Origin of the sequence: Allorhizocola rhizosphaerae (assembly GCF_003426775.1) — a bacterium.
GTDB classification, from domain to species: domain Bacteria; phylum Actinomycetota; class Actinomycetes; order Mycobacteriales; family Micromonosporaceae; genus Allorhizocola; species Allorhizocola rhizosphaerae.
Genome location: NZ_QJUG01000124.1, coordinates 1 through 24,621 on the forward strand (window position 1 = coordinate 1; position 24,621 = coordinate 24,621).

General features: G+C 68.3%; 22 protein-coding genes and 1 pseudogene. 9 read left to right on the forward strand and 14 right to left on the reverse strand.

Annotated elements, in window-relative coordinates:
• A partial coding sequence (locus tag DM816_RS24890) for a zinc-binding dehydrogenase (protein WP_162907802.1) occupies nucleotides 1–454 on the forward strand: 454 nt, incomplete at its 5' end.
• Here DM816_RS24890 and DM816_RS24895 read toward each other — a convergent pair.
• From DM816_RS24895 to DM816_RS24925, 7 genes are all read right to left on the reverse strand, one after another.
• Nucleotides 423–1,292, reverse strand: coding sequence for an alpha/beta fold hydrolase (locus DM816_RS24895; RefSeq protein WP_117212821.1), 870 nt, complete (start codon nucleotides 1,290–1,292; stop codon nucleotides 423–425). The genes DM816_RS24890 and DM816_RS24895 overlap by 32 nt on opposite strands.
• Nucleotides 1,282–2,469, reverse strand: coding sequence for an acyl-CoA dehydrogenase family protein (locus tag DM816_RS24900; protein WP_117212822.1), 1,188 nt, complete (start codon nucleotides 2,467–2,469; stop codon nucleotides 1,282–1,284). Before DM816_RS24900 ends, DM816_RS24895 begins: the two co-directional genes overlap by 11 nt.
• A complete protein-coding gene (locus DM816_RS24905; protein ID WP_117212823.1) occupies nucleotides 2,469–3,434 on the reverse strand; it encodes a phosphotransferase family protein in 966 nt (321 codons plus the stop codon). The genes DM816_RS24900 and DM816_RS24905 overlap by 1 nt, the downstream gene beginning before the upstream one ends.
• Complete coding sequence (locus DM816_RS24910) at nucleotides 3,431–4,381, reverse strand: NADPH:quinone oxidoreductase family protein (RefSeq protein WP_117212824.1); 951 nt, start codon at nucleotides 4,379–4,381, stop codon at nucleotides 3,431–3,433. Before DM816_RS24910 ends, DM816_RS24905 begins: the two co-directional genes overlap by 4 nt.
• A gap of 179 nt (nucleotides 4,382–4,560) precedes the next feature.
• Nucleotides 4,561–5,010, reverse strand: a complete 450-nt coding sequence (locus DM816_RS24915) for a MaoC family dehydratase (RefSeq protein WP_117212825.1) — start codon at nucleotides 5,008–5,010, stop codon at nucleotides 4,561–4,563.
• Nucleotides 4,994–5,593 carry a TetR/AcrR family transcriptional regulator gene (locus DM816_RS24920; RefSeq protein WP_117212826.1) on the reverse strand — a complete coding sequence of 200 codons (600 nt, stop codon included), beginning with the start codon at nucleotides 5,591–5,593 and terminating at the stop codon, nucleotides 4,994–4,996. The genes DM816_RS24915 and DM816_RS24920 overlap by 17 nt, the downstream gene beginning before the upstream one ends.
• Nucleotides 5,580–7,355: an acyl-CoA dehydrogenase gene (locus DM816_RS24925; protein ID WP_117212827.1), complete on the reverse strand. Its 1,776-nt coding sequence runs from the start codon at nucleotides 7,353–7,355 to the stop codon at nucleotides 5,580–5,582. The genes DM816_RS24920 and DM816_RS24925 overlap by 14 nt, the downstream gene beginning before the upstream one ends.
• Nucleotides 7,356–7,400: 45 nt before the next feature.
• Here DM816_RS24925 and DM816_RS24930 point away from each other — a divergent pair, with 45 nt between their 5' ends.
• The 3 genes from DM816_RS24930 (at nucleotide 7,401) to DM816_RS24945 (ending at nucleotide 10,965) form a co-directional block, all read left to right on the forward strand.
• Nucleotides 7,401–8,159: an SDR family oxidoreductase gene (locus tag DM816_RS24930; RefSeq protein WP_117212828.1), complete on the forward strand. Its 759-nt coding sequence runs from the start codon at nucleotides 7,401–7,403 to the stop codon at nucleotides 8,157–8,159.
• A gap of 69 nt (nucleotides 8,160–8,228) precedes the next feature.
• Nucleotides 8,229–9,572 carry a hypothetical protein gene (locus DM816_RS24935; protein ID WP_117212829.1) on the forward strand — a complete coding sequence of 448 codons (1,344 nt, stop codon included), beginning with the start codon at nucleotides 8,229–8,231 and terminating at the stop codon, nucleotides 9,570–9,572.
• Between the two features lie 298 nt (nucleotides 9,573–9,870).
• Entirely contained in the window at nucleotides 9,871–10,965 is a 1,095-nt protein-coding gene (locus DM816_RS24945) for a sugar ABC transporter substrate-binding protein (protein ID WP_117212830.1), read from the forward strand.
• A 24-nt stretch (nucleotides 10,966–10,989) separates the two neighbouring features.
• Here DM816_RS24945 and sigJ read toward each other — a convergent pair whose 3' ends face one another.
• Nucleotides 10,990–11,847: an RNA polymerase sigma factor SigJ gene (sigJ, locus tag DM816_RS24950; protein WP_117212831.1), complete on the reverse strand. Its 858-nt coding sequence runs from the start codon at nucleotides 11,845–11,847 to the stop codon at nucleotides 10,990–10,992.
• A 54-nt stretch (nucleotides 11,848–11,901) separates the two neighbouring features.
• Here sigJ and DM816_RS24955 point away from each other — a divergent pair, with 54 nt between their 5' ends.
• Nucleotides 11,902–12,669, forward strand: a complete 768-nt coding sequence (locus tag DM816_RS24955; protein WP_117212840.1) for an SDR family oxidoreductase — start codon at nucleotides 11,902–11,904, stop codon at nucleotides 12,667–12,669.
• Nucleotides 12,670–13,142: 473 nt separating this feature from the next.
• Entirely contained in the window at nucleotides 13,143–13,394 is a 252-nt protein-coding gene (locus tag DM816_RS24960) for a hypothetical protein (protein WP_162907803.1), read from the forward strand.
• A 45-nt stretch (nucleotides 13,395–13,439) separates the two neighbouring features.
• Here DM816_RS24960 and DM816_RS24965 read toward each other — a convergent pair whose 3' ends face one another.
• From DM816_RS24965 to DM816_RS24980, 4 genes are read right to left on the reverse strand one after another with little or no spacing between them, the layout of a single operon-like run.
• Nucleotides 13,440–14,786, reverse strand: a complete 1,347-nt coding sequence (locus tag DM816_RS24965; RefSeq protein ID WP_162907804.1) for an FAD-binding oxidoreductase — start codon at nucleotides 14,784–14,786, stop codon at nucleotides 13,440–13,442.
• Nucleotides 14,776–16,578 (reverse strand): ABC transporter ATP-binding protein, encoded by a 1,803-nt coding sequence (locus DM816_RS24970; protein WP_117212834.1) that lies wholly within the window; start codon nucleotides 16,576–16,578, stop codon nucleotides 14,776–14,778. The genes DM816_RS24965 and DM816_RS24970 overlap by 11 nt, the downstream gene beginning before the upstream one ends.
• Nucleotides 16,568–19,321 (reverse strand): type 2 lanthipeptide synthetase LanM family protein, encoded by a 2,754-nt coding sequence (locus DM816_RS24975; protein WP_246002211.1) that lies wholly within the window; start codon nucleotides 19,319–19,321, stop codon nucleotides 16,568–16,570. Before DM816_RS24975 ends, DM816_RS24970 begins: the two co-directional genes overlap by 11 nt.
• 12 nt (nucleotides 19,322–19,333) lie before the next feature.
• A complete protein-coding gene (locus tag DM816_RS24980; protein WP_117212835.1) occupies nucleotides 19,334–19,522 on the reverse strand; it encodes a DUF6229 family protein in 189 nt (62 codons plus the stop codon).
• 142 nt (nucleotides 19,523–19,664) lie between these two features.
• Between DM816_RS24980 and DM816_RS24985 the strand changes: the two genes are divergently transcribed.
• A complete protein-coding gene (locus DM816_RS24985) occupies nucleotides 19,665–20,996 on the forward strand; it encodes a glycoside hydrolase family 30 protein (RefSeq protein WP_162907805.1) in 1,332 nt (443 codons plus the stop codon).
• 115 nt (nucleotides 20,997–21,111) lie between these two features.
• On the opposite strand, the gene DM816_RS24990 is transcribed toward DM816_RS24985, so the two are convergent.
• On the reverse strand, nucleotides 21,112–21,675 hold the full coding sequence (locus tag DM816_RS24990; RefSeq protein ID WP_117212837.1) for a dihydrofolate reductase family protein: 564 nt from the start codon (nucleotides 21,673–21,675) through the stop codon (nucleotides 21,112–21,114).
• A gap of 95 nt (nucleotides 21,676–21,770) precedes the next feature.
• Here DM816_RS24990 and DM816_RS24995 point away from each other — a divergent pair, with 95 nt between their 5' ends.
• Both DM816_RS24995 and DM816_RS25000 read left to right on the forward strand, forming a co-directional pair.
• The gene (locus DM816_RS24995; RefSeq protein WP_117212838.1) at nucleotides 21,771–23,210 is read left to right on the forward strand and encodes a phospholipid carrier-dependent glycosyltransferase; all 1,440 of its coding nucleotides are present in this window, start codon (nucleotides 21,771–21,773) and stop codon (nucleotides 23,208–23,210) included.
• Nucleotides 23,211–23,304: 94 nt separating this feature from the next.
• Complete coding sequence (locus DM816_RS25000; protein WP_117212839.1) at nucleotides 23,305–23,985, forward strand: cupin domain-containing protein; 681 nt, start codon at nucleotides 23,305–23,307, stop codon at nucleotides 23,983–23,985.
• Between the two features lie 119 nt (nucleotides 23,986–24,104).
• Here the strand turns inward: DM816_RS25000 and DM816_RS43865 are convergent.
• A pseudogene (locus DM816_RS43865) lies at nucleotides 24,105–24,621 on the reverse strand (S8 family peptidase); the annotation flags it as partial.

A 24,621-nucleotide genomic window follows, 5' to 3' on the forward strand; every position in this document is an offset into this window, starting at 1 on the left:
CGGGCTCGGCGCGTTCGCCGTCCAGTTCCTGCGGGTGCTCACGGCCACCACAGTGCACGCCGTCGACACCAATCCGGCGCGACTGTCCTATGCGGAGGAGCTCGGCGCTCTGGTCAAGCCCGCCAAGCATGCCGACGCGGTGCTCGACTTCGTCGGCACGGATGAGACGATCGCGCATGGAATCGGCATGCTCCGGCCGGGCGGTGCCTACGGGCTCATCGGTTCCGGCGGCGGCAAGCTCGACAAGCCGTGGTTTGGCACCTTGCCCCGCGACGGCGAGGTGTTCACGTTCCAGGGCTCGACCATCGCCGACGCGCAGGACGTCATCGCGCTCGCCAATGCCGGCCACCTCCGCAACGATGTGGAGGAGTTCGGCTTCGACGAGATCGACGAGGCCTACGCGCGCCTCGCGGCGGGCACGCTCAAGGGACGCGCGGTAGTCGTGCCCAGCTGACGATCTGCTCGGCCACCAGCTCCGGCACCTCCATCATCGGGATGTGCCCGGCCTCCAGCTCCACGTAGGTCCATTCGGGCAGGCGCCGCGCCGCCTCGCGCGCCGAGTCGACCGATATGAGGCGGTCGTGCTTGCCGTGCAACAGCAGCACCGGCTTGTCGATGGCCCGCATCAGCCGCCAGTACGACTTCGGCCACGCCAGCCCGTAGACGATGGATCGTGCGGCCGCCAGGTGGACCGCCGCGTGGTCACGCTGCTCCGTGAGCGACGTCTCCAGCTCGACCAGCGCCTCGAACATGTCGGCCGGCACGCGCGCCGGGTCGAGGCAGCACCGCGCGAGCACCTCGGTCACACGCTGCTTGGCGGGCACGGTTGCGTAGCGCCGGGCGAGCACGCGCTCCCCCACCCACGGCAGCCCATGCAGGAAGAACTGCTTGCGGACGGCGGGATCGACGCGGACGCCGCGGGCCAGCGGCAGCGTGGGATCGATGAGCACCAGCCGGTCCACCAGCTCGGGCTCGCCTGCCGCGACGGTCATCGACACAAACCCGCCCATGGAGTTGCCGATCAGCATGGCAGGCTCTTTGACGATGATCCGCAGGAATCGGCGTAGCACGCGCGCATTGGCTGCGACCGATGTCTTGCGCCCGGCGGCGGGGGTCAGCCCGAACCCGGGCAGGTCCACCGCGACCGCCCGGAAGTGCCGCTGAAGCAGGGGTGCGAGCGCGTTCCAGTTGATGTGGGAGCCACCGAGCCCGTGCACGTAGACCACCCGCGGCGCGTCCCGCGGGCCGCCGAAGTCCACGTAGTGCACCGGTCCGTCCAGGTCAACGTTCACGGTTCAATTCTCGCTTGGCGAGCGACATCTTGTGTACCTCGTCCGGGCCATCGGCCAGGCGCAGCGTGCGCGCGGCCGCCCAGAGCCGGGCGAGCGGGAAGTCCTGGCTCACGCCGCCACCGCCGTGCACCTGGATCGCCTTGTCGATCACCCACTCGGCCATGGCGGGAGTCGCGATCTTGATGGCCTGGATCTCGGTGTGCGCGCCCTTGTTGCCCACGGTGTCCATGAGCCATGCGGTCTTGAGCACCAGCAGGCGGGCCTGCTCGATGCGCACGCGCGACCCGGCGATCCAGTCGGCCACCACCCCTTGCGCCGCAAGAGGTTTGCCGAACGCGACCCGTTCCCGGGACCTTCCGATCATCAGGTCCAGCGCGCGCTCGGCCATGCCGATCAGGCGCATGCAGTGGTGGATGCGGCCGGGGCCCAGGCGCGCCTGCGCGATCGCGAACCCCTCACCCTCCCCGGCAATGATGTTTTCCGCCGGTACCCGGACATCCTCGAACAAGACCTCGGCGTGCCCGCCGTGGGCCTCGTCCACGTCCCCGAAGACGCGAAGCGGGCGCACCACCGTGACTCCGGGCGTGTCCCGCGGTACCAGGATCATGCTCTGCTGGCGGTGGCGTTCGGCGCCCGGGTCGGTCTTGCCCATGACGATGAAGATCGCGCAGTTGGGGTTCATCGCGCCCGACGACCACCACTTGCGCCCGTTGATCACGTAGTCGTCGCCGTCTCGCGTTATCGAGGTCGAAATGTTCGTGGCGTCCGACGACGCCACGTCGGGCTCGGTCATGCAGAACGCGGACCGGATCCGCCCGTCCAGCAAGGGTTTGAGCCATCGCTCCTTCTGCTCGTCGGTGCCGAACTGGGCGAGCACCTCCATGTTGCCCGTGTCTGGCGCGCTGCAGTTCATCGCCTCGGGCGCGAGATTCGGGCTGCGCCCGGAGATCTCGGCCAGCGGGGCGTAGGTCAGGTTGGGCAGCTCGCAGAAGAGGTTCCACAGGCCACGCTCCCGGGCAGTCGCCTTCAGCTCCTCGACGATCGGCCGCGTCGTCCACTTGGGACCCTCGGCAAGCTGTTGCGCCAGCACGGGTTCGGCCGGATAGACGTGCTCGTCCATGAAGGCGTTGAGCTTTTGGATGAGCGCCTGAGTCTCGGCGCCATGGGAAAAGTCCATCAGCCCTCCAACAGCTCGTGGCCGCGGGCGACCAGGACGGGCACGGCGGCGCCCATCTTCTCGAAACCCTCACCGACGGTTTGGCCGGCCTGGTACCGAAAATGAATTCCCTCGGCGATGACGGCGAGTTTGTAGTTCGCGAAGGCTATGTACCAGTTCAGGTCGGGCGTGTCGCGCGGGTAGAGCGAGGCGAGGTCGGACGGGAAGCGGGCGTCCGGCGGCGGCGCGCCGAACATGCCCCGGCCGGTGACCAGCAATTCCCAGTACATGAGCAGCAGCCCGACGTCGGTGAGCTGGTCGCCGAGCGTGGCCATCTCCCAGTCGAGCAGGGCGGCGACCTGGTCGGCATCGTTCATGATGAGGTTGTCCAGGCGATAATCGCCGTGGACGATCCCTATGTATATCGGCTCAGGAGCGGAAGCCGCGAGCCGCTCGTGCAGCTTGTCGATCCCGGGCAGGTCACGGCTGCGCGACGCGTCGAGCTGCTTGCGCCACCTTGTCAATTGCCGCTCCAGATATCCGGCGGGCCGCCCGAAGTCGCCCAGCCCGACGCTCGCCGGATCGATCTCGTGCAGCGTGGCGAGCACGCCCATCATCGATGCCGCCGCTTGGGCAAGCCGCGCCGGCCCGAGCGAGGCGGCCTGCGCGGCCGTGCGATAGATGTGGCCCGCCACATATTCCATGACGTAGAACGGCGCACCGATGACCGAAACGTCCTCGCACAGCGCGATCGTGCGCGGCACCGGCACACCCGTCGGGCCGAGCGCGGTGATGATGCGATGCTCGCGCGCCATGTCGTGCGCTGTGGCGAGCACATGCCCAAGCGGCGGGCGCCGCACGATGAACGGCCCGTCCGGACCCGACACCCGATAGGTGAGGTTCGACCTACCGCCCGCGATCAGTTCGCCGGTCAGCCCGCTCGTGCCGAGGTAAGCGCCCAGTTTCTCCAGGTCAAGCCCGATCATGGCGTGACCACCAGCCGCCCCATGGTCTCGCCCGCGCCCAGCCGCGTGAGCCCCTCGGCCGCCTGATCCATCGAAAGATGCCCACCAATGAGGGGCCTGAGGGTGCCCGCGTCGGCCATGCCCGTCAGTTCGGCGTGCGCGTCCACAATGGACTGTGGATCGTATTGCCGGTACAGCCCCCAATGCACGCCCACGATGGAGTAATTCTTGATGAGCGCGTGGCTGAGCGTCGGCGTCGGGATGGTCCCGCCGGCGAAACCGATGACGAGAATGCGCCCCTCAAACGCGACGCACTTGGCCGACCCCGCGTAGGCCTCGCCGCCCACCGGGTCGTAGATGACATCCGCGCCGCGCCCGCCCGTGACCTCCTTGACCACTGCGACAAAGTCCTGCTCGCGCCGGTCGATGACCACATCGGCGTCCTTGACGGCCGCGGCCTTTTGCGCGCCACCGACAACCGCGATAACCGTTGCGCCAGCGGCCTTTCCCAATTGGACAGCCGCACTGCCCACCCCGCCGGCCGCCGCGTGGACCAACAGCGTCTCGCCGGGCTGCAGCCTGGCCCTCCGATGAAGAGCGAAATATCCTGTCTGGTACGCGATGAGCAGGCTCGCGGCCTCGGCGTCGTCCAATGAGGACGGCGCGGGCAGGAGCTCCGCCCGGTTCATCACCGCGAACTCGGCGAGCGCCCCGTGCGGCAGCACCGGCGACCCGATGACCCGCTCCCCGGTCTCGACCACCTCGCCGCACAGCTCGACGCCCGGCGTGAACGGCAGCGGGGGCCGGATCTGGTATTGCCCGCGCGCCAGCAGCACATCGGGGAAGTTCAGCGCCACGGCGCGCACCCGCACCAGCACCTCGCCTTCGCCTGGCGCCGGCTCATCCACATCGGACAGCCGCATGACAGACGAAGGCTCACCATTCTCGACCACCTGCCACGCTCTCACTTCATCAACTCCCCTTCACCCATCCACCTTTTCGCGTTGATCATGAACTTGAGTCCAGTTCAACGGCGCGTCGTCTCCCAAACTTCATGATCGATCCGGTTGCTGTTGACCATGAGGTTGATGCCACGACACGCCGTCGTACATGGATCCAAGCTCATGATCAACGCGGATGAGCGGCATCAGCGGTAGCTCCGGGATACGGTTTCGGCTACGCAGACGGGTTTATCGGCGCTCTCGCGTTCGATGGTGACCTTCGTGACGACCTGAACGCCGTCGCCCTCGATGTCATCCACCGACACGAGCTCGAATGCCGCCCGCACCCGCGAACCCACCGGCACGGGGGCCGGAAACCGGACCCGGTTCAGCCCGTAGTTGACGCCCATCCGCGCACCCTTGACGGCCACCACGTCGGCCGCGAGCATCGGGATCAGCGAGAGCGTGAGATAGCCGTGCGCGACGGTCGTGCCGAACGGGCCTCGCGCCGCGCGCTCGGGATCGACGTGGATCCACTGGTGGTCGCCCGTGGCGTCGGCGAACGTGTTGATCCGCTCCTGATCGATGGTCACCCAGTCGCTATGCCCGACAAAGGTCCCGACCGCCTGGCGAAGCTCTTCATACGACTCGAACATGGTCCTCCTTCGGGGCAAGTCCGGCGAGCACGAGGTCGGCCAGCTCCTGCGCGATGTCACGGGCCGACTTGGGTCCGTCCGGGCGATACCACGTGTGCAAGGACGTCACCACGCCGAACACGGCCCACGAGGCGATCTCGGGCGAGGCGGCCGACGCGAACCTGCCGTCGGCCTGAGCATCGCGGATGAGCGTGCGCACCGAGTCCTGATAGCGCCGCCAGTCCTGCTTGAGCTGCTGGTGCCGCCCGCTGTCCACATGCGACATCTCGCGCGTGACGACGGCGGCGGCCTTGGCGGACGCAGCCGTGCTCACGACCAGGCTCTCGATGATGGCGCGCAGCTTCCACATGGGATCCCTGTCGGTGGACAGGATTCGGTCGAGGTCTTCCAGCTGCACGCGGAGCACTTCACCGTACAAGCTGAAGAGAATGTCCTCTTTGGACGTGAAGTGATGGTAGAGCGCACCCTTGGTGACTCCGGCCCGGACCACGATCTCCTGCACGCCCGTCGCGTCGAAGCCCTTGTCTGCGAACAGATCCAGGGCCGCATCGAGGATGCGTGCGCGGGCGTTAGAACGACTCACTGTCGACGTCCATCAGCGCGTTGTCGGTTTGCTCGACGATGCGCCGGTTGGTGGTCAGCGTGGGCAGCACGGTCGCCTCGAAGAACCGCGCCACCGCCACCTTGCCCACATAGAAGGGGTCCGTTTTGCCGAGAGCGATCTGCGCCTGACGGTGCAGCAGCCAGCCGACCAGCAGGTCACCGACGCTCATGAGCAGGCGCGTGGTGTTCTGCCCCACCTTGTAGATTTCGGTGGGCTCCTGGGCCGAGGCCTTGATCCAGCGCAGCATGCAGTCGACCATCGCGCGCACCTCGGCCACGGCGTCGGGCAGGTCGGCCGCGACCTCGTCGAGCAGGAGGTTGAGCGCGGCCGCGTCGTCGCGCGCGATTTTGCGGAAGAAGAAGTCCTGCGCCTGGATGCCGGTCGTGCCCTCGTAGATGGTGTCTATTTTGGTGTCGCGAAGGTATTGCTCGATCGGATAGTCCTGCAAAAAGCCCGATCCGCCGAGGGTTTGCAGCGACAGCGCGAGCATCTCATAGGACCGCTCCGACCCGACGCCCTTGACGATGGGCAGCAGCAGATCGTTCATGTTGCGGGCGTGCGGTTCGGTGCGGTCGAACCAGCTGGCCGTGTAGAGATACAGCGCGCGCAGCCCTTCGGCGTAAGCCTTTTGCAGCATGAGCATCCGGCGCACATCGGGGTGATGGTCGATGGTCACGCGGGCCGCGGTCTTGTCGGCCATGCGCGTCATGTCGGCGCTCTGCACCCGTTGGCGCGCATAATCAAGCGCGTTGAGATAGCCGGTCGACAGCGCGGCGATCGCCTTCACCCCCACCTGCATGCGCGCGAACTCGATGACCTTGAACATCTGCGCGATGCCGTCGTGCACCTCGCCCACGAGCCAGCCGATGGCGTCGGTGAAGGTGAGCTCGCACGTCGTCGAGACCTTGATGCCCATCTTCTTCTCGACGTTGGTGGCATGGACCGAGTTGCGCTCGGTGAGCTCGCCGGTGTCGGGGTTGAACAGGTGCTTGGGCACGAGGAACATCGACAGACCCTTGGTGCCCGGCCCGTGACCCTCGGGGCGGGCGAGGACAAAGTGGACGATGTTCTCCTCCAGATCGTGCTCGCCGGAGGTGATGAACCGCTTGACCCCGTTGATGCGCCACGAGCCGTCGTGTCTCACGGCCGCGGGCGTCTCGCCTTGGTCCCCGCCGGGACGCGCGGCCGGGTCCGGGCCGGTGTTGCGGGTGGCGCTGGTGCGCCCGGCGCCCACATCCGAACCGGCGTCGGGCTCGGTGAGCACCATCGTGGCGGCCCAGCGACGCTCCAGCATGATTTCGGCGATGCGCTGCTGCGCGGGCGTGCCGATGCGGTGCAGCAGCCCGGCGAAGGCGGGCCCGCCGCCGAACATGAAGACTGGTGCCTGCGCGCCCTGGATCAGCTCGACAATGGCCCACCACAGCATGCGCGGGGCGGGAGTCCCGCCGACCTCCGGCGGGATGTCGAGGCGCCAGAACTCGGCGTCCATATAGGACCGGTAGGACTCCTTGAAACCCTCGGGCATCGTGACGGTCTTGCTGGCCGGGTCGTAGACGGGCGGGTGGCGGTCGGCCTGCGCGAACGACTCCGCGATCGGGCCGCGCGCGAGCCGGTCGACCTCGGTGAGCATGTCGTCGACGGTGTCGGAGTCAAGGTCGTAGCGGTCTAGGACATCGCCCATCTTGAACACCTCGAACAGGTTGAACCGCAGGTCGCGCAGGTTGCTCCGGTAGTGACTCACGCCAATCCTTCCTTCCGAACCGACCGGTCGGTATGCTACTCCGTCATGCGGGTCGAGGGGAAGCGAATCGTCATCACGGGCGCTGCTGCGGGCATCGGCGAGGCGCTGGCGCGCAGGTTTCGGGCGGAGGGCGCGGCCCATCTTGTGCTCGCCGATCTGGAGGCCCCCGTTGCGCTCGCGTCGGAGTTGGACGCGGAGGCGGTCGCGTGCGATGTCGGGTCTTCTGAACAGGTCGAAAGCCTTGTCGCGACGGCAGGTGAGGTGGACCTGTTCTGCGCCAACGCGGGTGTGGCGTTCGGGAGTGGGATCGATGCGCCGGACTCCGACTGGGCGCTCGCGTGGTCGGTCAATGTCATGGCGCACGTGTATTCGGCCCGTGCCGTGCTGCCCGACATGCTGGCGCGCGGATCCGGTTACCTGCTGCACACGTGCTCGGCGGCGGGCCTGCTCACCTCGCTCGGCGACGCGCCCTACACGGTCAGCAAGCACGCGGCGGTCGGGTTCGCCGAGTGGCTCGCCGCGACATATGGCGACCGCGGGATCCGGGTCAGCGCGCTGTGCCCGCAGGGCGTGCGCACGCGCATGCTCATGCAAGGCTTGGAGCGCAATGACCCGGCCGCGCTCGCCGTTGCCACGGCCGGCACGATCATCGAACCGTCCGACGTGGCCGATGCGGTGATCGAGGGCCTTGCGGCGGAACGCTTCCTCATCCTGCCCCACCCCGAGGTGGCCACGTTCCAGCAGCGCAAGGCGACCGACCCCGACCGCTGGCTCGCCGGCGTCCGCCGCCTGGCGAGTCGCTAGCGACTCGCCGGGGTGCGCAGGCTGATTCGCGCCCGTTGGCGACGGGCGCTATTGGTGCATCATTTCACTGTGTCTGCCGCGTTAAGAGAGCTTCCGGCCATCAGCCAACCGCCACGCAAGCGGGCCCGCCTGCTCGTGGAGCGTGCCCTCATCCTCATCGGACTGGTCAACCTGGGTCTGGTACAGGAGAAGAAGCTCATCGGCGACGGCCATCACCGATACCTCTACCTGAACCACTTGCTGAGCACCGGCGAGCTGCCGGACGGGGACTACTCGCTGATCGGCCCGATCTTCGCGACGCCGCTGTGGCTGCTCGAAAAGGCCTTCGACGCGCCGATGGTGATAGTGCCCTACTACAACATCATCTTTTTCTGCGCCGCACTTGCCGCCTTCACGCTCATGTTGCGCCATCGAGTCGAACCCTCGCTGCTGCACCGGTTCCTGCTGTTGCTCATCTCCGGGAGCTTCGTCGCCGCCGCGGTCAATGATTTCTATGGCGAAATTTTTACCCTCGTCGCGGTCGGCGCCGGCCTCATGGCAGCCGTCATCGGTCGCCGGGGCATGAGGGCCGCCGGTTGGACGGCGGTGGTGCTCGGCGCCGCGAACATTCCCGCCAGCCTCGTGGGCCTCGGCATGGTGTCCACAATGGAAATCCTGCGGCGGCAGCGCCTGCGAATACTGGTCGTGGTCGTCGCGGGCACCGCACTGGTCGGTTTGGAGATCTGGCTGCGCAACGGCGGATACGAGGGCAGCCATGGCGCCCGGACCATCATGCCGTACTCCGGACTGCCCAGATTTTCTTATCCGTTCGTGCTCGGCGTCGCCGCGATCCTGTTCTCCTTCGGCCGTGGATTGCTGTTCTTCCTACCCGGGCTGGCTCTGCCGGCGTACCAGCGGTTGCGCCAGGTTGGTGGTCCCGAGCTCGCGCAGGTCTATCGGCTGTGGGTGGCGTTCACGGCTGGACTCGTTGTGCTCTATGCCAGCTGGTGGGCATGGCACGGCGGGTGGACGTGGGGACCACGGTTCTTCCTCTTCGGCATCCTGCCCGCGTCACTGGTCCTCGCCGCGCGCATCGGCCATGCCGGCAGCGCCCTCGCCGATCTGCTCACGCTCGCGGCGCTGGGCCTGTCGGTGTGGGGCGCCATCTCCAGCGCGGTCTATTATGGACATTGGCCCAAGGAATGCTATGGCGCGGGCGGCATCGAGGAGCTGTGCCACTTCACGCCGGAGTTCAGCCAGCTGTGGGTTCCGATCCTGCTCAAGCCGCCGCTGGATACCATCCAAAGCGCCCTGCTGGCGTACTACGTCATCGTCTTCCTCTGGCTCGCCGCCCCCGTAGCCGGACGCCTCTACCACCACACCCGTCAACTGACCGCCGGCTACTGGCAAACCAGATCAAACTGGCGCTTCTAACCCCTCCGAACCTCCAGCCCTTTCGCATCGATCATGAACCTATGTCCATGTTCGACAGCGTGTCGCGGTATTTACTTCATGGTCAACAGCCGTGGATGACCGCTAGACGGAGCCGACGTGTAACCGGCCAAGCAGGCCAACGGGCAAGTAGGCCAGGTCAGGCGTGCCAAGCGGGTGGGGGCCAAGCGGGAAGCGGGCAAGCGGGCGCGGGGCAAGCGGGCGCGGGGCAAGCGGGCGGAGCCGCGAGGTGGTTGACTAACGCATCCATAATGGGCGGAAGCGCTCTAGAGATGCGGGCATGCAAATGGATGATCAGAGTGGCCGGTTGCTTCGCGACCTGGCGATCTCGCTCGCGAGCACCGCCATCTTCGCCGGTGCCGCAAAGCTCATGACGGTCGTGGTCATTCCGCCGAGGTTCGCCACGGCGCCGACATGGCTGTTGGCCACGACGACACTGACCGCCGCCATGGTGGCGTTTCTCATCGCCCGCCGGGTGACTCGCGGGCGGCCCCAGGCATTCGTGCTGATCTCCGCATTCACCCACACCCGATTTCTGGCGAGCCTGCTGCAGGAGCTTTCGCGATCGCTGGATCGTCACGGGATCGACATGGTGGTGCGGCTTCCCCCGCACGACCAGTCGGGCCGGATCCGGTCCCGGCAGCTGGCGGCCCTCCAAAAGCGACAGCACGGATACATCGGGGCGTTTATGGCCGTCACCGAACCGGTGGATGACGGCGGCGAGCTCTCGCAGTTGGCTCGGCAGATGCGCATCCCACTCGTCTTCCTTGACGTGCGCCCCTTCGCCCATCCCACGATATATCCGGCTGGTTCGGCCTTCGTGGGTTGCGACCCCGAGGAGATCGGGCAGAAGGCGGCCGATTGGATGGCACGGGAACTGACCGGACGCGGCCGCGACGACCCGCTCGTCCTCGCGCTCGGCGGCGATTCCCAGCACGGCCGGCAAAACCGGTTCGAGGCGAGATTGCTCGAACTGCTGCCGAAGGCGGACGTCCAGATGAGCCGGCTTGGCATGTTCGACCGGGATCTCGCCCAAGACATCGTCGCGCAGCGCCTCCGTCAGGCCGATCGACGCGGCGAGGCCTTGGACGCGATCTTCTGCACCAACGATGAGATGGCCCTGGGCGCGGCCGACGCGATCCTGGAGCACGGCAGGGGCTGCGAGGCACACCGCGACCTCGCGGTCGTGGGCGTTGACGGCACCGCCGAGGCGAGGGCGGCGATAAACACGGGTGCGTCCCCGCTTCGGGCGACCATTGTGCAAGATACACAACGCTTGGCCGAGATCGGCGTCGACACGATGCTCAGGCTGCGCGCGGGCCGGCAGGTGAGGCGGGAGACGCTGGTTCCCGTCGATGTCTACCCCGTTGCCTGATCGCGCGCCGCCGTCGCGTCGCCGCTAGATGTTGAGCTGTTTGAGACGGTCGGGGTCGGCGAGCACATCGATGGCCACGATGCGGCCGCCGGTGACGGTGAAGGCCATGACGAAGGCTGGCGTGCCCTGAGGCGCGACCACCACACCGGCCGCGCCGTTGACGAGGGCCGGGCGCACGAACGGCGACAGCTTGCGCGATGTGAACGCCTGGCGCGCAACGTCTTTCGCGCCTTGGAGAATGAGGTTGAAGCGCGGCCGCGAGATCCCGCCGTCCGAGCGCAGCATGACGTCGGGGTCGAGCACGGACACGAGCGCTGCGAAGTCGCCGTCGCGCGAGGCCGCGAAGAACGCGCTGACCACCTCACGCTGCCGCGCGAGGTCGGGGTCGGGCGCGGGGGCCTGCTCCTGTACCCGGCGGCGGGCCCGGCTGGCCAGCTGCCGCGTGGCGGCCGGGGTCTTGTCGATAAGCTCGGCGATCCCCTCGAACGGCACGTGGAACATGTCGTGCAGCACGAACGCGAGCCGCTCGGCGGGGCTCAGCGTCTCCAGCACGACGAGCAGCGCGAGCCCGACGGAGTCGGCCAGCACCGCCGCGTGCTCCGGGTCCAGCTCCTCGCCCGAGCTGATGATCGGATCAGGGACGTGGACCTCGCGCCGCGTCTCGCGTGAGCGGAGCACGTCGAGGCACACGCGGGCCACGATGGTGGTCAGCCAGCCGCCGAGGTTGTCCACGCCGGCGACGCCGGCCTGGCTCGCGCGCAGCCACGCCTCCTGCACCGCGTCGTCGGCCTCGTGCAGCGTGCCCAGCATCCGGTAGGCCACCCGGCGCAGATGACCGCGGTGCTCCTCGAACCGTTCGATCGGCAGAGTGTCGCCAGTCACTGCTGTCACATTCCTTCCGTGCCGCGTGTCAACCCGAGTATGCAGACCAAGAACATGACATCACCCATCCTGGTCACCGGTGGCACGGGCACGCTCGGCCGGCTGGTCGTGCCGCTCCTGCGCGACGCGGGCCGGCCCGTGCGCGTGCTCAGCCGCCACGCCGACCCGTCCACCGACCGGTTCAAAGGTGACCTGCTCACGGGCGAGGGGATCGAGAGCGCGGTGGATGGCGCCGAGGTCGTGGTGCACCTGGCCGGGGGTCAGAAGGGCGACGATGTCGCGACCGCCAACCTCGTGCGGGCCGCGTCAAAAGCGAGAGTCAAGCACATTGTGTGCATCTCGGTGATCGGGGCCGACCGCCTCCCGCTGGCCTGGCTCCAGTCGAAGCTCGCCGCCGAGCGGGCCGTGGCCGAGTCGGGCACTCCGTGGAGCACTCTTCGCGCGGCCCAGTTCCACGGCCTCGTGTTCACGATGATCCAGAAGATGGCCAAGCTTCCCATCGTTGCGGTACCGGGCGGGCTTCGCCTGCAGCCGGTCGACCCGCGCGATGTCGCGGCACGCATCGCCGAGCTCGCGCTGGGCGCCCCTTCCGGGCTCGTGCCCGACATCGCCGGCCCGACCGTTTACACCGCGAGCGAGCTGATCAGATCCTACCTGCGAGCGACCGGCAAGCGGCGTGCCCTGCTCCCGGTCCGGCTCCCGGGAAAGGTGGGCCGTGCCTACCGCGCGGGCGACAACCTCCGCCTGTCCGGTGCCACGCTCGGCACCCGCACCTGGGAGGAGTTTCTTGCGGAGAGTGCTGCAGCTACCGACCTGGATTAGGGGTCACCCGGCCCGGCGGGTGCCAGAAGGTGGCCAAGCGGCCCTGGCGGCCGGCCGACGCGGGAAGCCAGCCGAGGCGGGAAGCCAGCCGAGGCGGGAAGCCAGCCGAGGCGGGAAGCCAGCCGAGGCGGGAGGCCAGCAGAGACGGCCGGGAGGCCGAGGCGGGGCGGGGCGGGAGGCCGAGGTGAAACACCCGCGGCCGATGAAACACGGCCTCGCTGCCGGGCACAGCGAGGCCGTGCGCCTTGGTGGGTCTTGATGGGCGAGCAGGCACGTCGATGTAGTTGTCGTGCCGAGCGGCTGCCCTGCGCCGGACTCAGGCCGTGCCATGGCTCTATTCCCACTAGACTGTGAGCGATAACATGGCCGTTAGTCAAGACGTGGCAACAATAGTGAACAGCGGCTTTGTTAGCGTTCACAGCACCGCGGACGCCACCCGCCGCCCCGATCAGGCGCTGCCCTAGTCTCTAACCGTGACGGAACTGATGATTGAAGACGCCGGCGCCGAGGCGCTGGTCGACGAGGCGAGCATCATCTACAAGGGCTACCTCTCCTCCATTGACGAGGTGGTCGAGCATGTGAAGGCGGCCGACACGCTCGGCCTGGGCTTCCGCGTGGAGTCATACACGGTGTCCTCGCCCGAGGACGGCGGCGACGACGCGCAGCACGAGTTCGAGTTCACGCTGCTGGGCGAGCTGCCGGCCCGCCAGGAGAGCCAGGACTGATCAGCGCGGCCCGGCCCCGCTCCACCACGGGGCCGGGCCGCCGTTTCAGAGCGACTGAGCAAACGTGAACACCGCATCAGGGTCGTATTTGGACTTGACGGCACGCAACCGACGCGCGTGATGGCCGTAGTAGGCGTGCTCCCAGTCCGGCAGGTGCGGGTCGGGGTAGCCCTGGTACACGTGACCGTTCCCGTATTGGTGCAGGGCCGCGTGTGACCGTGCGAGCCAGGATTCGGCGCCGCGCAAGCGTTCCGGCGTGGCGTTCGCTCCATTCAGGACTGTGTGGCTGATCAGCGCGTGCGGATCCCGATGAATGAAGGCGCCTTGGCCGCGTGCGTAGGCGCCACGCCACGGGGTGAACTCGACATCGCGATATTCGCCGTAGACCCGTTGCGCCACAAGCGATTCGGCCAACTCGGCGAGGGCCGATGCCGGTACCACATAAGAGAAGAATTCGGATTTTACATAGGCGTGGGCCGGGCGGTCGAACGGGCCGTCGGGCACCCACAGCGGCTCGTTTTCGCGGATCATCCACCCGCAGAGGTAGCGCGCGGCATCGGCCGGAGAAAGTGCAAAACCCCTTGATTTTTCAGGGGGTACGCCGATGAGCCCCAGCGCTTCGGCCAGCAGCCCAGCGTCCGGAGTCACGCCCCAGATCTCCACATGCGCGGGTTCATCGTCGTAATCGGACGCGACCAGATAAGCCTCCACAGTGGACTCGTCCGGAAGGTAAGGCGCCCAATGCTGCCAGGCATCGAGTACAGTCACCGCGTGCGCCAGCGGCCAACGGGCGTAAAGGCCATGCAGCGCCGTCAGCGGAAACGTGCGCAGGGTCAGGTCTGTCACGACGCCGAAGTTGCCCGCGCCCGCCCCACGCAGGGCCCAGAACAACTCGGCGTCACGCGACTCGTCGACCGTCGTGATCACACCGTCCGCCAGCACGATTGTGGCCCGTATCAGCTGATCGGTCGTCAAGCCGTGCAGCCGCCCGCGGAACCCGAACCCGCCCGCGAGCGCGATCCCTCCGATCGCGACGGTCGGACACGACCCGGACGGCACGAGCCTGCCGTGCCGCGCGAGCTCATCCGACAGCCGCCCGAGCGTCTGTCCACTGCCGACGGTGACCGCACTCGACTCGAGTACGACATCGCGCATCGCGCTTAGGTCGATCAGCATCCCGCCGGTCGACGAATGGTCGGCGTAGCTGTGCCCGCTGCTGCGCACCGCGACCTGCCACCCCCGCTCGCGGGCGTAGGCCAGCGCAGCCGACACATCCTGCGGCGTACGGCAGCGCGCCACCGCGCCCGCGAGCCGGTCGTGCCGCCCGACGTAGCGGCGTCTCGTCCACACGTAATCCGGGTCGTCCGGCAGGACAAGCCAACTAGGCCGCAACGTGCTCTCCGTACATTCGCGCCTGAAGCTGATACAGCTCGGCATAGCGGCCGCCCTGCGCCATGAGCGAGGCGTGGGTGCCCTGCTCCGCCAACCGTCCCTCGTGCAGCAGGTAGATGCGGTCGGCATGGCGGATGCTGGCCAGCCGGTGGGTGATGAGGATGACCGTGCGCCCGTCGGCCATCTTGCGCAGCGATTCGTACACGGCGAACTCGGCCTTGGCGTCCAGCGGGGCGGTGGGCTCGTCCCAGATCAGCACGGGCGCGTCGCGATACAGCCCCCGCGCGACCGCGAAGCGCTGCCACTGCCCGCCCGACAGATCCTGTCCGCCCCGGAAGTACTTGGACAGCAACGTGTCCCAGCCGCGCGACAGTCCCGCGACCACCTCGGCCGCACCCGACCGCTCGGCCGCCTCTTGCAACGCGACATCGCCGGGGTCGTCGCGATCGTGCCGTCCGATATGGACGTTGGACCGGGCCGTGTGCGGCCACTGCACGGGATCCTGCAACACCATCACGATGCGGTCGGCGAAGCTCGCCGGGTCGATGGTGGCGACGTCAACGCCGTCCCACGCGATCGTGCCGGCCGTCGGCTGGTACAGCCCGGCCATGAGCTTGGCCAGCGTGGTCTTGCCCGAGCCGTTCTCGCCCACCAGCGCGATCGTCTCTCCACGATGGAGGGTCATGTCCACGGCGTGCAGCGCCTGCCGATCCGACCCCGGATAGGCGAAGCTCACGCCGCGCAGCTCGATCCGCTCCGGGGCAACCGCCCTCGCAGACCGCGCGGGCCGAACCCGTCCCGCCGCGTCGGCCAGGAAGTCCTCGTAATCGGCGATGTAGAGCCCGTGCTCGGCCAGCTGGTTGCCGGCCAGCACAGCCTGCGTGAGCGCGGCCGTCGCCGTGCGGATCGCGAGCACCGCCGTGCCCGCGGCCGCGAGCTGCACCCAGCCCACCTGCACGAGCAGTGCGAGCATCCCGAAGGTGAGCACGATTCCGGCCCCGGCCATCAGGCGGCCGAGCGCACGGATGCGCGCTGCCCGGGTACCAACGCGAATATTCTCATCGCGATAGACATCGGCCGCCTCGCGGAATTCGCGGAGCACGAACGGTTCGGCCTGGCTCGCGCGGATCTCGGCGGCGGACTCCCGCTTGGTCGCGAGCTCGGTGACCATCACGATGCGGCGGGACACGGCGACGAGCCGGGCCATGCTCGCGTATTGCAGGCGTGCGCCCCGCATCACCGCCCACGCCTCGGGCAGCACACCGAGCAGGAGCACCGGCATGAGCGCCGGATGCAGCACCGCCAGGCTCACGCACGCGGCCGCGACCGAGAACACCGCGCCCGCCACGTCCACGAGGTTGTCGCACGCCATCTCCAGGTGCAGCAGTCCCCGGTCACGTGCCCGGTGCATGCGGTCGTAAAACGCCGGATCGTCATACGCGCTAAGCGAAGTCCGCAGGCTGGCATCGACCAGCCGCTCCTCCGCCAGCCGACGCACCCTCGGATTGACCCGCGCCTGGGCCAGACCGACGCCCGCGTTGCACGCGCCGCGCACGCCGAACGCCGCCGTGACAAACGCCAGTTCCTTCAACGCGAGCTCGCCGCCGAGCAGCTTCTCCACAAAGGACGTTGTGGCCAACAGACCCAATGCCGTGGCCACGCCGCCCGCGAGCTGCAGCACCAGGATGACCACGACCGGGCGCAGCGCCGCGTCGCGGATGATGCCCAGCCGGGGCCAGGCGCGCCTGCCGCCTTCCAGCCGCCAGTACGGCGTCTCCAGCTCAATTTCCATGTTGAATCAACACCGATGGCAGGTCGCACTCGTCGTGCATGCGCAACAGCTGATAGGCCACACCGCCCAGGCCCGGAAGCAGCCCCGGCGAGAACGTGTCGCGCGCCAGCCCGCTGACCGGCCCGTTGCGCTCCAGGCTGCCGATCACGTAGGCGTCCAATGTGGATCGCTCGATGTGGTCCCTCAGCAACTCCCACGCGCCCAGGTCGCCGTGGCACAGCGTGTGGTTCCAGCCCATGCCGTCGCGCCACGTGACATCGGCGGCTCGCCTACGCAACGAAGGGTCTACAGCGGACAGTCCGATCCCGACGGATCCGTGGCACCACGCCGCCGCTGTCATACTGGGCTGGCGCAGATCGCGCCACCCGCGAGCGTGCGCGTCATAGGTCGACTCCTCGAATTCGGCCGCCGCACGGCTCAGCTTCTCGAAGCCGGGCACGAGGCTCAGCGCCCATCCGATTCCGGTCGCACCGTGTGCGAATCCGCCGATCCCGTCGGGCCAGCGGGTGGCGGGCCAACGCGCACCGCGCCCGTCGACGCGGGCCGCCTTCGCAAGCCGCTGCGCGATGCCGGCCGCCAGGTCGGTCCAGCGATCGTCGCCCGTCCGTCGCGCCAGTTGGAGCAGCGGCGCGATGGCCCCGGCCATGCCGAGCAGGATGTCATACGCCTGATCCGCCTCGACCGCCGCGGGCAGCAGTTCGGCGAGCGCCAGCGCCCGCTGCGGACCCTCGGCGAACCCGAACCGCTCCAACGTGAGCCACGACCAGATCTGCGAGCCGAGCCCGATGTAGCCGCCCGGCGGTTCGGGCCGCATCACGAGACCGTCGGCGCGCTGCTTGGCCCCACGGTCCTCGATTTTCTTCACGGTCAGCACGATGCCGTGCAACAGCTCGTCGAGCCCGGCGACCGCATCGGCCCGGCCCATCCTCACTTCTCGTTGATAGCCCGCGAGCAGCAGCGCCACGCCGTGCGATCCGGCGTAGAGATCGCGGCCCAGGTGCTGCACCGACCACCCGGTGTCGTTCAGGATGGGCGCGATCCACGTGACCGTGCCGTCGTCATGCCCACGGATCGCGGTGTCCACCAGGCGTTGCATGATGCCCGCCGCGAGCATTCGCCGCCGTTTGTCCAGATTGGACATATCAAGCGAGCCCGCGGACATCGGCTCCTCGCCCGGGGTCCAGCCCTCGTTGAGATACGCACTGACCAGTGTCGCCTGGATGAACCGGCGTTCGAGGTCCAGACCCGTGGCGCGCCAGCGTTCGAGTGCGTCCCGCACGAGATCTTTCTCCGGCATCCATTTCGTGCCGCGCGGCCCGTCCAGCCGCCCGACACCGGCGACGGTGGTGAAGAACGGGATGTCGCCGTCGAGCAGGTCCTCGATCTCCGCCCGGATGACGTCCGGATCGTTCGGCGCCACGGGAAGCAGCTCGTGCATCTTGGCCAGAAGCCGGGCCGCACGGCCGAACGCGGGCTCCGGGTCATGCAGCGAGACCGGGTGCCACAGCATCCGGGCGACCTCCGCGTAGGCCTCGGTCACGCGCGCCACCACCCTGATCGGACAGTCCGCAAACGCCGCCAGCATGGGCTCCAGCTCCCCCGCGCGGTCGAGCCCGACCAGGTGTCCGGCCAGCTCGTCGAAGCCCGTCATCACCTCGCCCCAATAGCGGGCGAGTTCCGGCTGCGCGCTCGGATGGTTGGCCGACACCGGCATCTCGACCCGCTCGACCCCGATGCGCGCCCGATCGCTGCCCGCGTCGATGATGGCGGGCTGATCCCACACCGGCTGCTGGCCGGGCAGCGCGCCCACCGCGGAGTTGTCCACACCGCGCCAGCCCAGCACGATGCCGCGGCCGGGCAGCAGCCCGGTGCGCAGCACGGTCGCGTCGATCATGTCCGTGGCCAGATCGACCGCCTGGCCGTCGCCGGACACGATACCGGGAAGGATCGGCATGAACAGGGTTTCGCAGTCGACAACGACCGGGACCGGCCCGCAGGCGATCAGGTTTTCCGCGTGCAGGTCGACGCCTCCGACCAGGCGCATGACCGCGAGCCAGTGTCCGATGCCACGGTAGAACGAGGCCAGCTCGGATTCGTCGGCGCAGTGGCGGTGCGTCACGTGTTCTGCCCAGCCGTAGCCGCCGCGCTGGATGACCGACGGCACGCGCACGTGCGTCGGCAGGCGTGCGACGAAGGCGCCCAGTTCGGCGTCGATGCGCATGGACCGTGGTTTGTAGACGATCGGGCCGTCGGCGCAGTCGAGGATCGCCACCGTCTGCCCTCCACGGTGGCTGTCCCCCGCGCCGAACGCGACCTTCCGCAACTCCCCCAGCCCGATCGAGGCACGGTCGGCGGCGAAGCGCTCGCCCAGCTGCGCGCTGGCCCGGATGCGGTTGCCGATCAGGCGATCCAGCTGGACCATCAGGTTGGGGTAGGGCTCGCTGAGCCCGTCCCAGTAGGCCCGGTCGTTGGCCAGCGCCAGGAACTCGTCCCAGCGTTCCCGCTCGCTGCCCGCGCGCAGCTGCCCGGTGACCCGGGCCGCGTTCAGCTCCAGCACGAGCACCCGGCTCACGTGGCGGTGAACCGTTTCGTACAGCGCCTCGGTGACTCCCGCGCAGAACGCGTCGCGCTCGGGCTGCCCGAGCCCCGCGATCGACCCGAGCCGGGCCGCCAGGTCGGCTATTGCCGGCCCGACCAGGCAACCCAGCGCGGGGATGAAGTCACCGGTGTCGTCATTGGACACCGTGGGCGACCATCAGCAGCAGAAACGTGAGCTTGAGCCGCTGCACGCGGTGCCGCAGCGCCCCGAGCCGCCGACGGTGGCCAGGACGATCTCGGCCTCGGCGAACTCGCCGCCCGTGAACAGCGGGCCGGCCGGGTTGTCCGTGCCGGCGACCCTGCGCCACGCCGCCACCTCTCGCTTTGCCCGCTCGACTTCGGTCATGTCGTAACCTCCCAAACGGTTCCGAGGGCCCGTCAAGGTCGTCGCGGGCCCAACGTTTAAAAAAATTAGAGCGCTGGAAGCGAGACTTGTCCATGGGTTGATGCCTGTCAGTTTCCTGCGATACGTGATATTGGTGAGCACCATGAACCCCAAGGTGGTCGCGGACGGGCGGGCGACGACGGTCGTCGTCGACGGCTCGCGGGTGCACCAGACCATCGACGGATTCGGGATCTCCGGCGCATTCGGGGCGGCCAACCTCATCCGCGAGCTCGGCGACACCCCCGTGCGCCGGCGGGCGCTGGACATGCTTTTCAGCCCGACGGCCGGGGCCGGGTTCAGCATCCTGCGCAACCTGATCCCGTCGGACGTGGCGCACACCATCGCGCCCGAGCCGTCCACAGCTCCGGCATACGTGTGGGATCGGGATGATTGGGGTCAGCTTTGGCTGACCCGGCAGGCCATGAGCTACGGCGTTCGCACGATCTACGCCTGTGCGTGGAGCGCGCCCGGCTTCATGAAGACCAACGGCGACGAAGCCAATGGCGGCATGCTGCGCAGTGACCGGCGCCGGGCATACGCCGACTATCTGGTGCAGTATTTGCGGTTCTACCGGCAGGCCGGGATCGACGTGTCCTATCTGGGCTTCGTCAACGAGCCGAACTGGACGACGCACTACTCCAGCATGCTGGTGGATCCGGCCCAGGCGGTGGACTTCGTCAAGGTGCTAGGGCCGGCGTTGCGCGCGTCGGGGCTGGCCACGCGGATCGCGTGCTGCGACACGCTCGGCTGGGATCTGCTGGCCGACTACACGCGCGCGGTCCTCGCCGACAGCGCGGCGAGCTCGGCCGTGTCGCTGTTCACCAGCCATGGGTATTCGTCCGCGCCGGACTCGGCGGTCGACACGGGCGGCAAACCGGTGTGGCAGTCCGAATGGTCGCACGGGGAGGGCGCCTGGAATCCCGCGTGGGACGACGGAAGCGAGCAGTCGGGGTTCAGCTGGGCGGAGAACATCCACAATGGACTGACGATGGCCCGCCTCAACGCGTTCCTGTACTGGTGGGGCATCTGGCACAACCCCAACAGCAACAGCGGCCTGATCCGGCTCGACGGCACGAACGTGCTGCCCGCCAAGCGCTACTACACGTTTGTCAACTACAGCCGGTTCATCCGGCCCGGTGCGGTGCGCGCCGGCGCGAGCGTGGGCGAGAGCGACCTGCGGGTGAGCGCGTTCAAGAACACCGACGGCTCGGTCGTTGTCGTCGCGCTCAACGCGGCCACGAGCGCAATCGCGAGCACCTGCGCGCTGCGCGACGTCGGCGTGGCAACGGGCACGGCGTTGCCGTACCTCACCAATGGCAGCAACAACACTGCACCGCAACCACCCCTGGCCGTCAGCGGCGGCACCTTCACGGGCATCGTCCCCCCGCGATCACTCATCACCTACCGCATCACCCCCCGCTTGCGTTCATCATGAACTTAAATCCATGTTCGACGGCGTCTGTCGTTTCCGAAACTTCATGGTCGATTCGCTGCGTTGATCATGAGGTTTGTGCGGTGACGCGCCGTCGAGAATGGATTTAAGTTCATGATCAACGCAAAGCGGGGCGGTAGCGGATCATCACGATGCCGGTGTCGGCGAAGCTTTGCGTGCCGATCAGCTCGAACCGCGCCCCCGACGCGAACAGACCGCGCCCGCCGCCCAGCACCACGGGCGCCACGCCCAGCCAAATCTCGTCGACCAGACCGGCCTCGATCAGCGATTGGGCCAGCGTGATGCTGCCCCAGACGACCATCGCGTTGCCCGGCCGGCGCTTGAGCTCGGCCACACTGTCGACGGGGCTGCCGCTCGCATCGACCTGAGCCGGCGGCCAGGCGCCCCAAGGCGCGCGGTCGAGCCTGGTCGAGAACACGACCTTCGGCGTGGCGTTCAGGCGATCCGCGATGAGCTCGCCCTTCGATTCGGGCGTCGGCCAGAACTGCACGAACAGCTCGTAGGTCCGCGCGCCCAGCAGGATCGTGTCGATGCCCTCCAGCTCGCGCAGCATCAGCCGGTCGACCTCACCCCCGACCTCGGTCAGCCAGTCCAGACTCCCGTCCGGCCCGGCCGCGAAGCCGTCGGCGGAGACATACTCGTGCACTATCAGCTTCCGCATGCGCCAAGTCTCGCAAAGCGAGCGGTTGATCGCTGGCAGGCCTGCCGCGCGGTGTAAAGTAGCGCAGCCAAGTCACATGGACGGGGAGGGACAGCGTGAGCGAAGCGGCCATCCTCGCCACGCCCGCTCAATCGCAGGAGCGTCCGCCCGGCCAGACCCCCAGCGGGGCAAGGCTTCGGCGCATCCGGCCGCATCTGCCGCTGCTGGCCCTGCTCGCGGTCGGCGTCGCCCTGCGCGTGCTGACGACCATCGCCTACTATCCGGCCTTCGGCTCCTTCATGGACACGGCCCGCTACATGGGGTCGGCCAAGTTCCACGCGCCCGACGACATCTGGCCCTTCGGATATCCCGCCTTCCTGGCCGTCCTCTCGGTCACCGGGCAGGTCGGCGTCGTGGCGCTGGTGCAACATCTGCTCGGCCTGACCGTCGCCATCGCGATCTACGCGCTGCTGCTGCGGCGCGGGGTGCGCCACTGGGTGGCCGCGCTCGCGGCGGTGCCGGTTCTGCTCGACGCCCGGCAGGTGACGCTGGAGCACTACATCCTGTCCGAAACGCTCTTCGTCGTGCTTCTCACGGCAGTGGTGTGCGTTTTGCTGTGGCGCGAGCAGTTGCCGACGTTTGTCTACGCCGTCGCCGGAGTGCTCGTGGCCGGTGCTGCGCTGACCAGGACGGTCGGGCAGGTCCTCGTTGTGATCTTCCTCGGCTACCTGCTGCTGCGCAGGGTCGGCTGGCGGCGGGTCCTGACGTTCGCACTCGCTGTGGCGATTCCCATATGCGGCTATTCGGTGTGGTTCCATCACCACTACGGGAAATACGCGCTCAACCATTGGTCCGGCAGGTTTCTCTGGGCGCGCACGACTCCGTTCGTCGACTGCGCCAACCCCGGCTTCACGGCCGAGGACCGGCGCATCTGCCCAGCCGAGCCGGTGTCCGAACGCCTCGGGCCGGACACCTACCTGTGGGGCGGCGACCCCGCCCGGTTGACCGATGTCTATCCCGGACGGGCCGGCGACGACGCCTATGGCAGCTTCGCGATGAAGGTCATCAAGCATCAGCCGGGCGATTTCGCCCGCACGGTGCTGACCGACGCGGTCCACTTCGTGCAGCCCGGCTGGCAGGGCAAGCCGCACACGCGCTGCATCAACGACCTCTGGCGGATGCCGTCTGGGCCCGTGACGCAGCGGGGTGACGTCTGCGGTCCGGCACTCATGGTGTCCGGCTTCCAACCGGAGGCCGCCGGCCCGGCCGGAGCCACGATCACCCCGATCAACGCCACGCTCTGGCACTACGGCCGGTTCGCGGCGACACCGCCGCTCTTGCTGCTGTGCCTGGCGGTCATCGCGGCCATCGCCATCGTCGTCCGGCGGGCCAAGCTGCCGGTGCGCGATCGGCACGACGTCCTGATGCTGCTCGCGGCGGGCGGTGCCCTCATGGCTGTGTCACTGACGCTTTCGGCCATCGACGTGCGATATTCGCTGCCGCTGCTTCCCATCATCCCGGCAGCAGCGGCGCTGGCCCTGCGCCGGATCGCTTGACGGCCACCCGGCATCGGGGCAGCCGCACGTGGCGGTCGTCCGGGCATAGCTGATAGCGTCGCGGGAAAGCCCTTTCCGAGAGCTGGAGGCACCGATGACCGGCAACTCTCCCGGCCTGCCCGGCGGTGTCGGGGTCACGCACCTGACCGTCTATCCGCAGAGCGGTTCGCCCCACATGCACCTTGCCTGCAGTGAGTCTTATGTGGTCATCGAGGGTTCCGGCTCGGTACAAACATTGACTTTGACGGGGTACCGGGAAACGCCGCTCAAAGCCGGTGCGGTCGTGTGGTTCCCACCCGGCACCATCCACCGCCTGATCAACGACGGCGACCTGCGCATCGCCGTCATCATGCAGAACAGCGGGCTGCCCGAGGCCGGCGATGCCGTGCTCACCTTCCCACCGTCCTATTTGGAAGATGGGGTCACCTACGCGGCCACCGTCGCCCGCCCCGCCGTGCCGGACCGCCGCGAGCTGGCCGTCGAGGGGTTCGAGCGGCTGCGCGACGCAGCGCTCGCGGGCGATTTCGGCCCGCTGCGGGAGTTCCACGCGGCGGCCGTGCGACTCGTCCAGCCGCAGTTGAAGCGGTGGCGCGCGACCTGGGAGGCGGGCGCACTGGCCGCCGCACAGGCCACGGGCCAACATCTGGACTCGCTGGAGGCGGGCGGCGCGCCGCATCTGTCCAATGCGGACGTTTATCAGCTGGCAGAGCCCACCGAGCGCGGCCGCCACGGGATGTGCGGTTACCTCGACACTTACGTGCCGGCGTGGCACTGATCGCCACGGGCCTGTCCGCATGGCTCAGCGCAATCGCCGCCGAGATGCAGCTGCGGGACACCATGGTGGGCATCCCGCAGCCTAATCTGCCCTGATCCTGCACGCACTGTCCTATGTGATCAGTCGAGCAGGTAGCCCAGCACGCCCTCGGTGATCTGACCCTCGCAGTTGCCGGCGGTCGAATCGAAGTGCTGACCGTTGCCCCGGACCACGCAGCGATACAGCGCGTGGGTGCCGGAGATCTGCGACGCGTGCACGAAGCCGATCACACCGGCGACGACCTGACCCTCACAGTTGCTCGCGCGCGAGGTGAAGTAGTCGGCGCCGACACGGCACTGCATCAGCGGGACGGTCCCCGACACCTGCGTGGTGTGGATGCGGCCGAGTGAGCCTTCGAGCCGGTAGGAGCCGCCCGGACTGCCCGTGGCGCTGATGTGGTCGGACCCGTTGTAGAAGCGGTACAGCACGACGATCGACGGCGGCTGGCCAGTGCTGGTGAACAGCAGCCGGTTGGGTGAACCGGTGCCGGGGTTCGTCACGATGTTGGGTGTCGCATTGCCGAACATGACCGTGGCGACCTGAGCCGGGGTGAGGCCGGGGTTTGCGGCGAGGATCAGCGCGGCGGCTCCGGCCACG

Excerpts from the sequence above, each read along its gene's own strand:
- DM816_RS24900 (WP_117212822.1), bottom strand. The coding sequence starts at position 2,469 with ATGGACTTTTCCCATGGCGCCGAGACTCAGGCGCTCATCCAAAAGCTC.
- DM816_RS24905 (WP_117212823.1), bottom strand. The coding sequence starts at position 3,434 with ATGATCGGGCTTGACCTGGAGAAACTGGGCGCTTACCTCGGCACGAGC.
- DM816_RS24915 (WP_117212825.1), bottom strand. The coding sequence starts at position 5,010 with ATGTTCGAGTCGTATGAAGAGCTTCGCCAGGCGGTCGGGACCTTTGTC.
- DM816_RS24930 (WP_117212828.1), top strand. The coding sequence starts at position 7,401 with ATGCGGGTCGAGGGGAAGCGAATCGTCATCACGGGCGCTGCTGCGGGC.
- DM816_RS24945 (WP_117212830.1), top strand. The coding sequence starts at position 9,871 with ATGCAAATGGATGATCAGAGTGGCCGGTTGCTTCGCGACCTGGCGATC.
- DM816_RS24955 (WP_117212840.1), top strand. The coding sequence starts at position 11,902 with ATGACATCACCCATCCTGGTCACCGGTGGCACGGGCACGCTCGGCCGG.
- DM816_RS24970 (WP_117212834.1), bottom strand. The coding sequence starts at position 16,578 with ATGGAAATTGAGCTGGAGACGCCGTACTGGCGGCTGGAAGGCGGCAGG.
- DM816_RS24980 (WP_117212835.1), bottom strand. The coding sequence starts at position 19,522 with ATGACCGAAGTCGAGCGGGCAAAGCGAGAGGTGGCGGCGTGGCGCAGG.
- DM816_RS24985 (WP_162907805.1), top strand. The coding sequence starts at position 19,665 with ATGAACCCCAAGGTGGTCGCGGACGGGCGGGCGACGACGGTCGTCGTC.
- DM816_RS24990 (WP_117212837.1), bottom strand. The coding sequence starts at position 21,675 with ATGCGGAAGCTGATAGTGCACGAGTATGTCTCCGCCGACGGCTTCGCG.
- DM816_RS25000 (WP_117212839.1), top strand. The coding sequence starts at position 23,305 with ATGACCGGCAACTCTCCCGGCCTGCCCGGCGGTGTCGGGGTCACGCAC.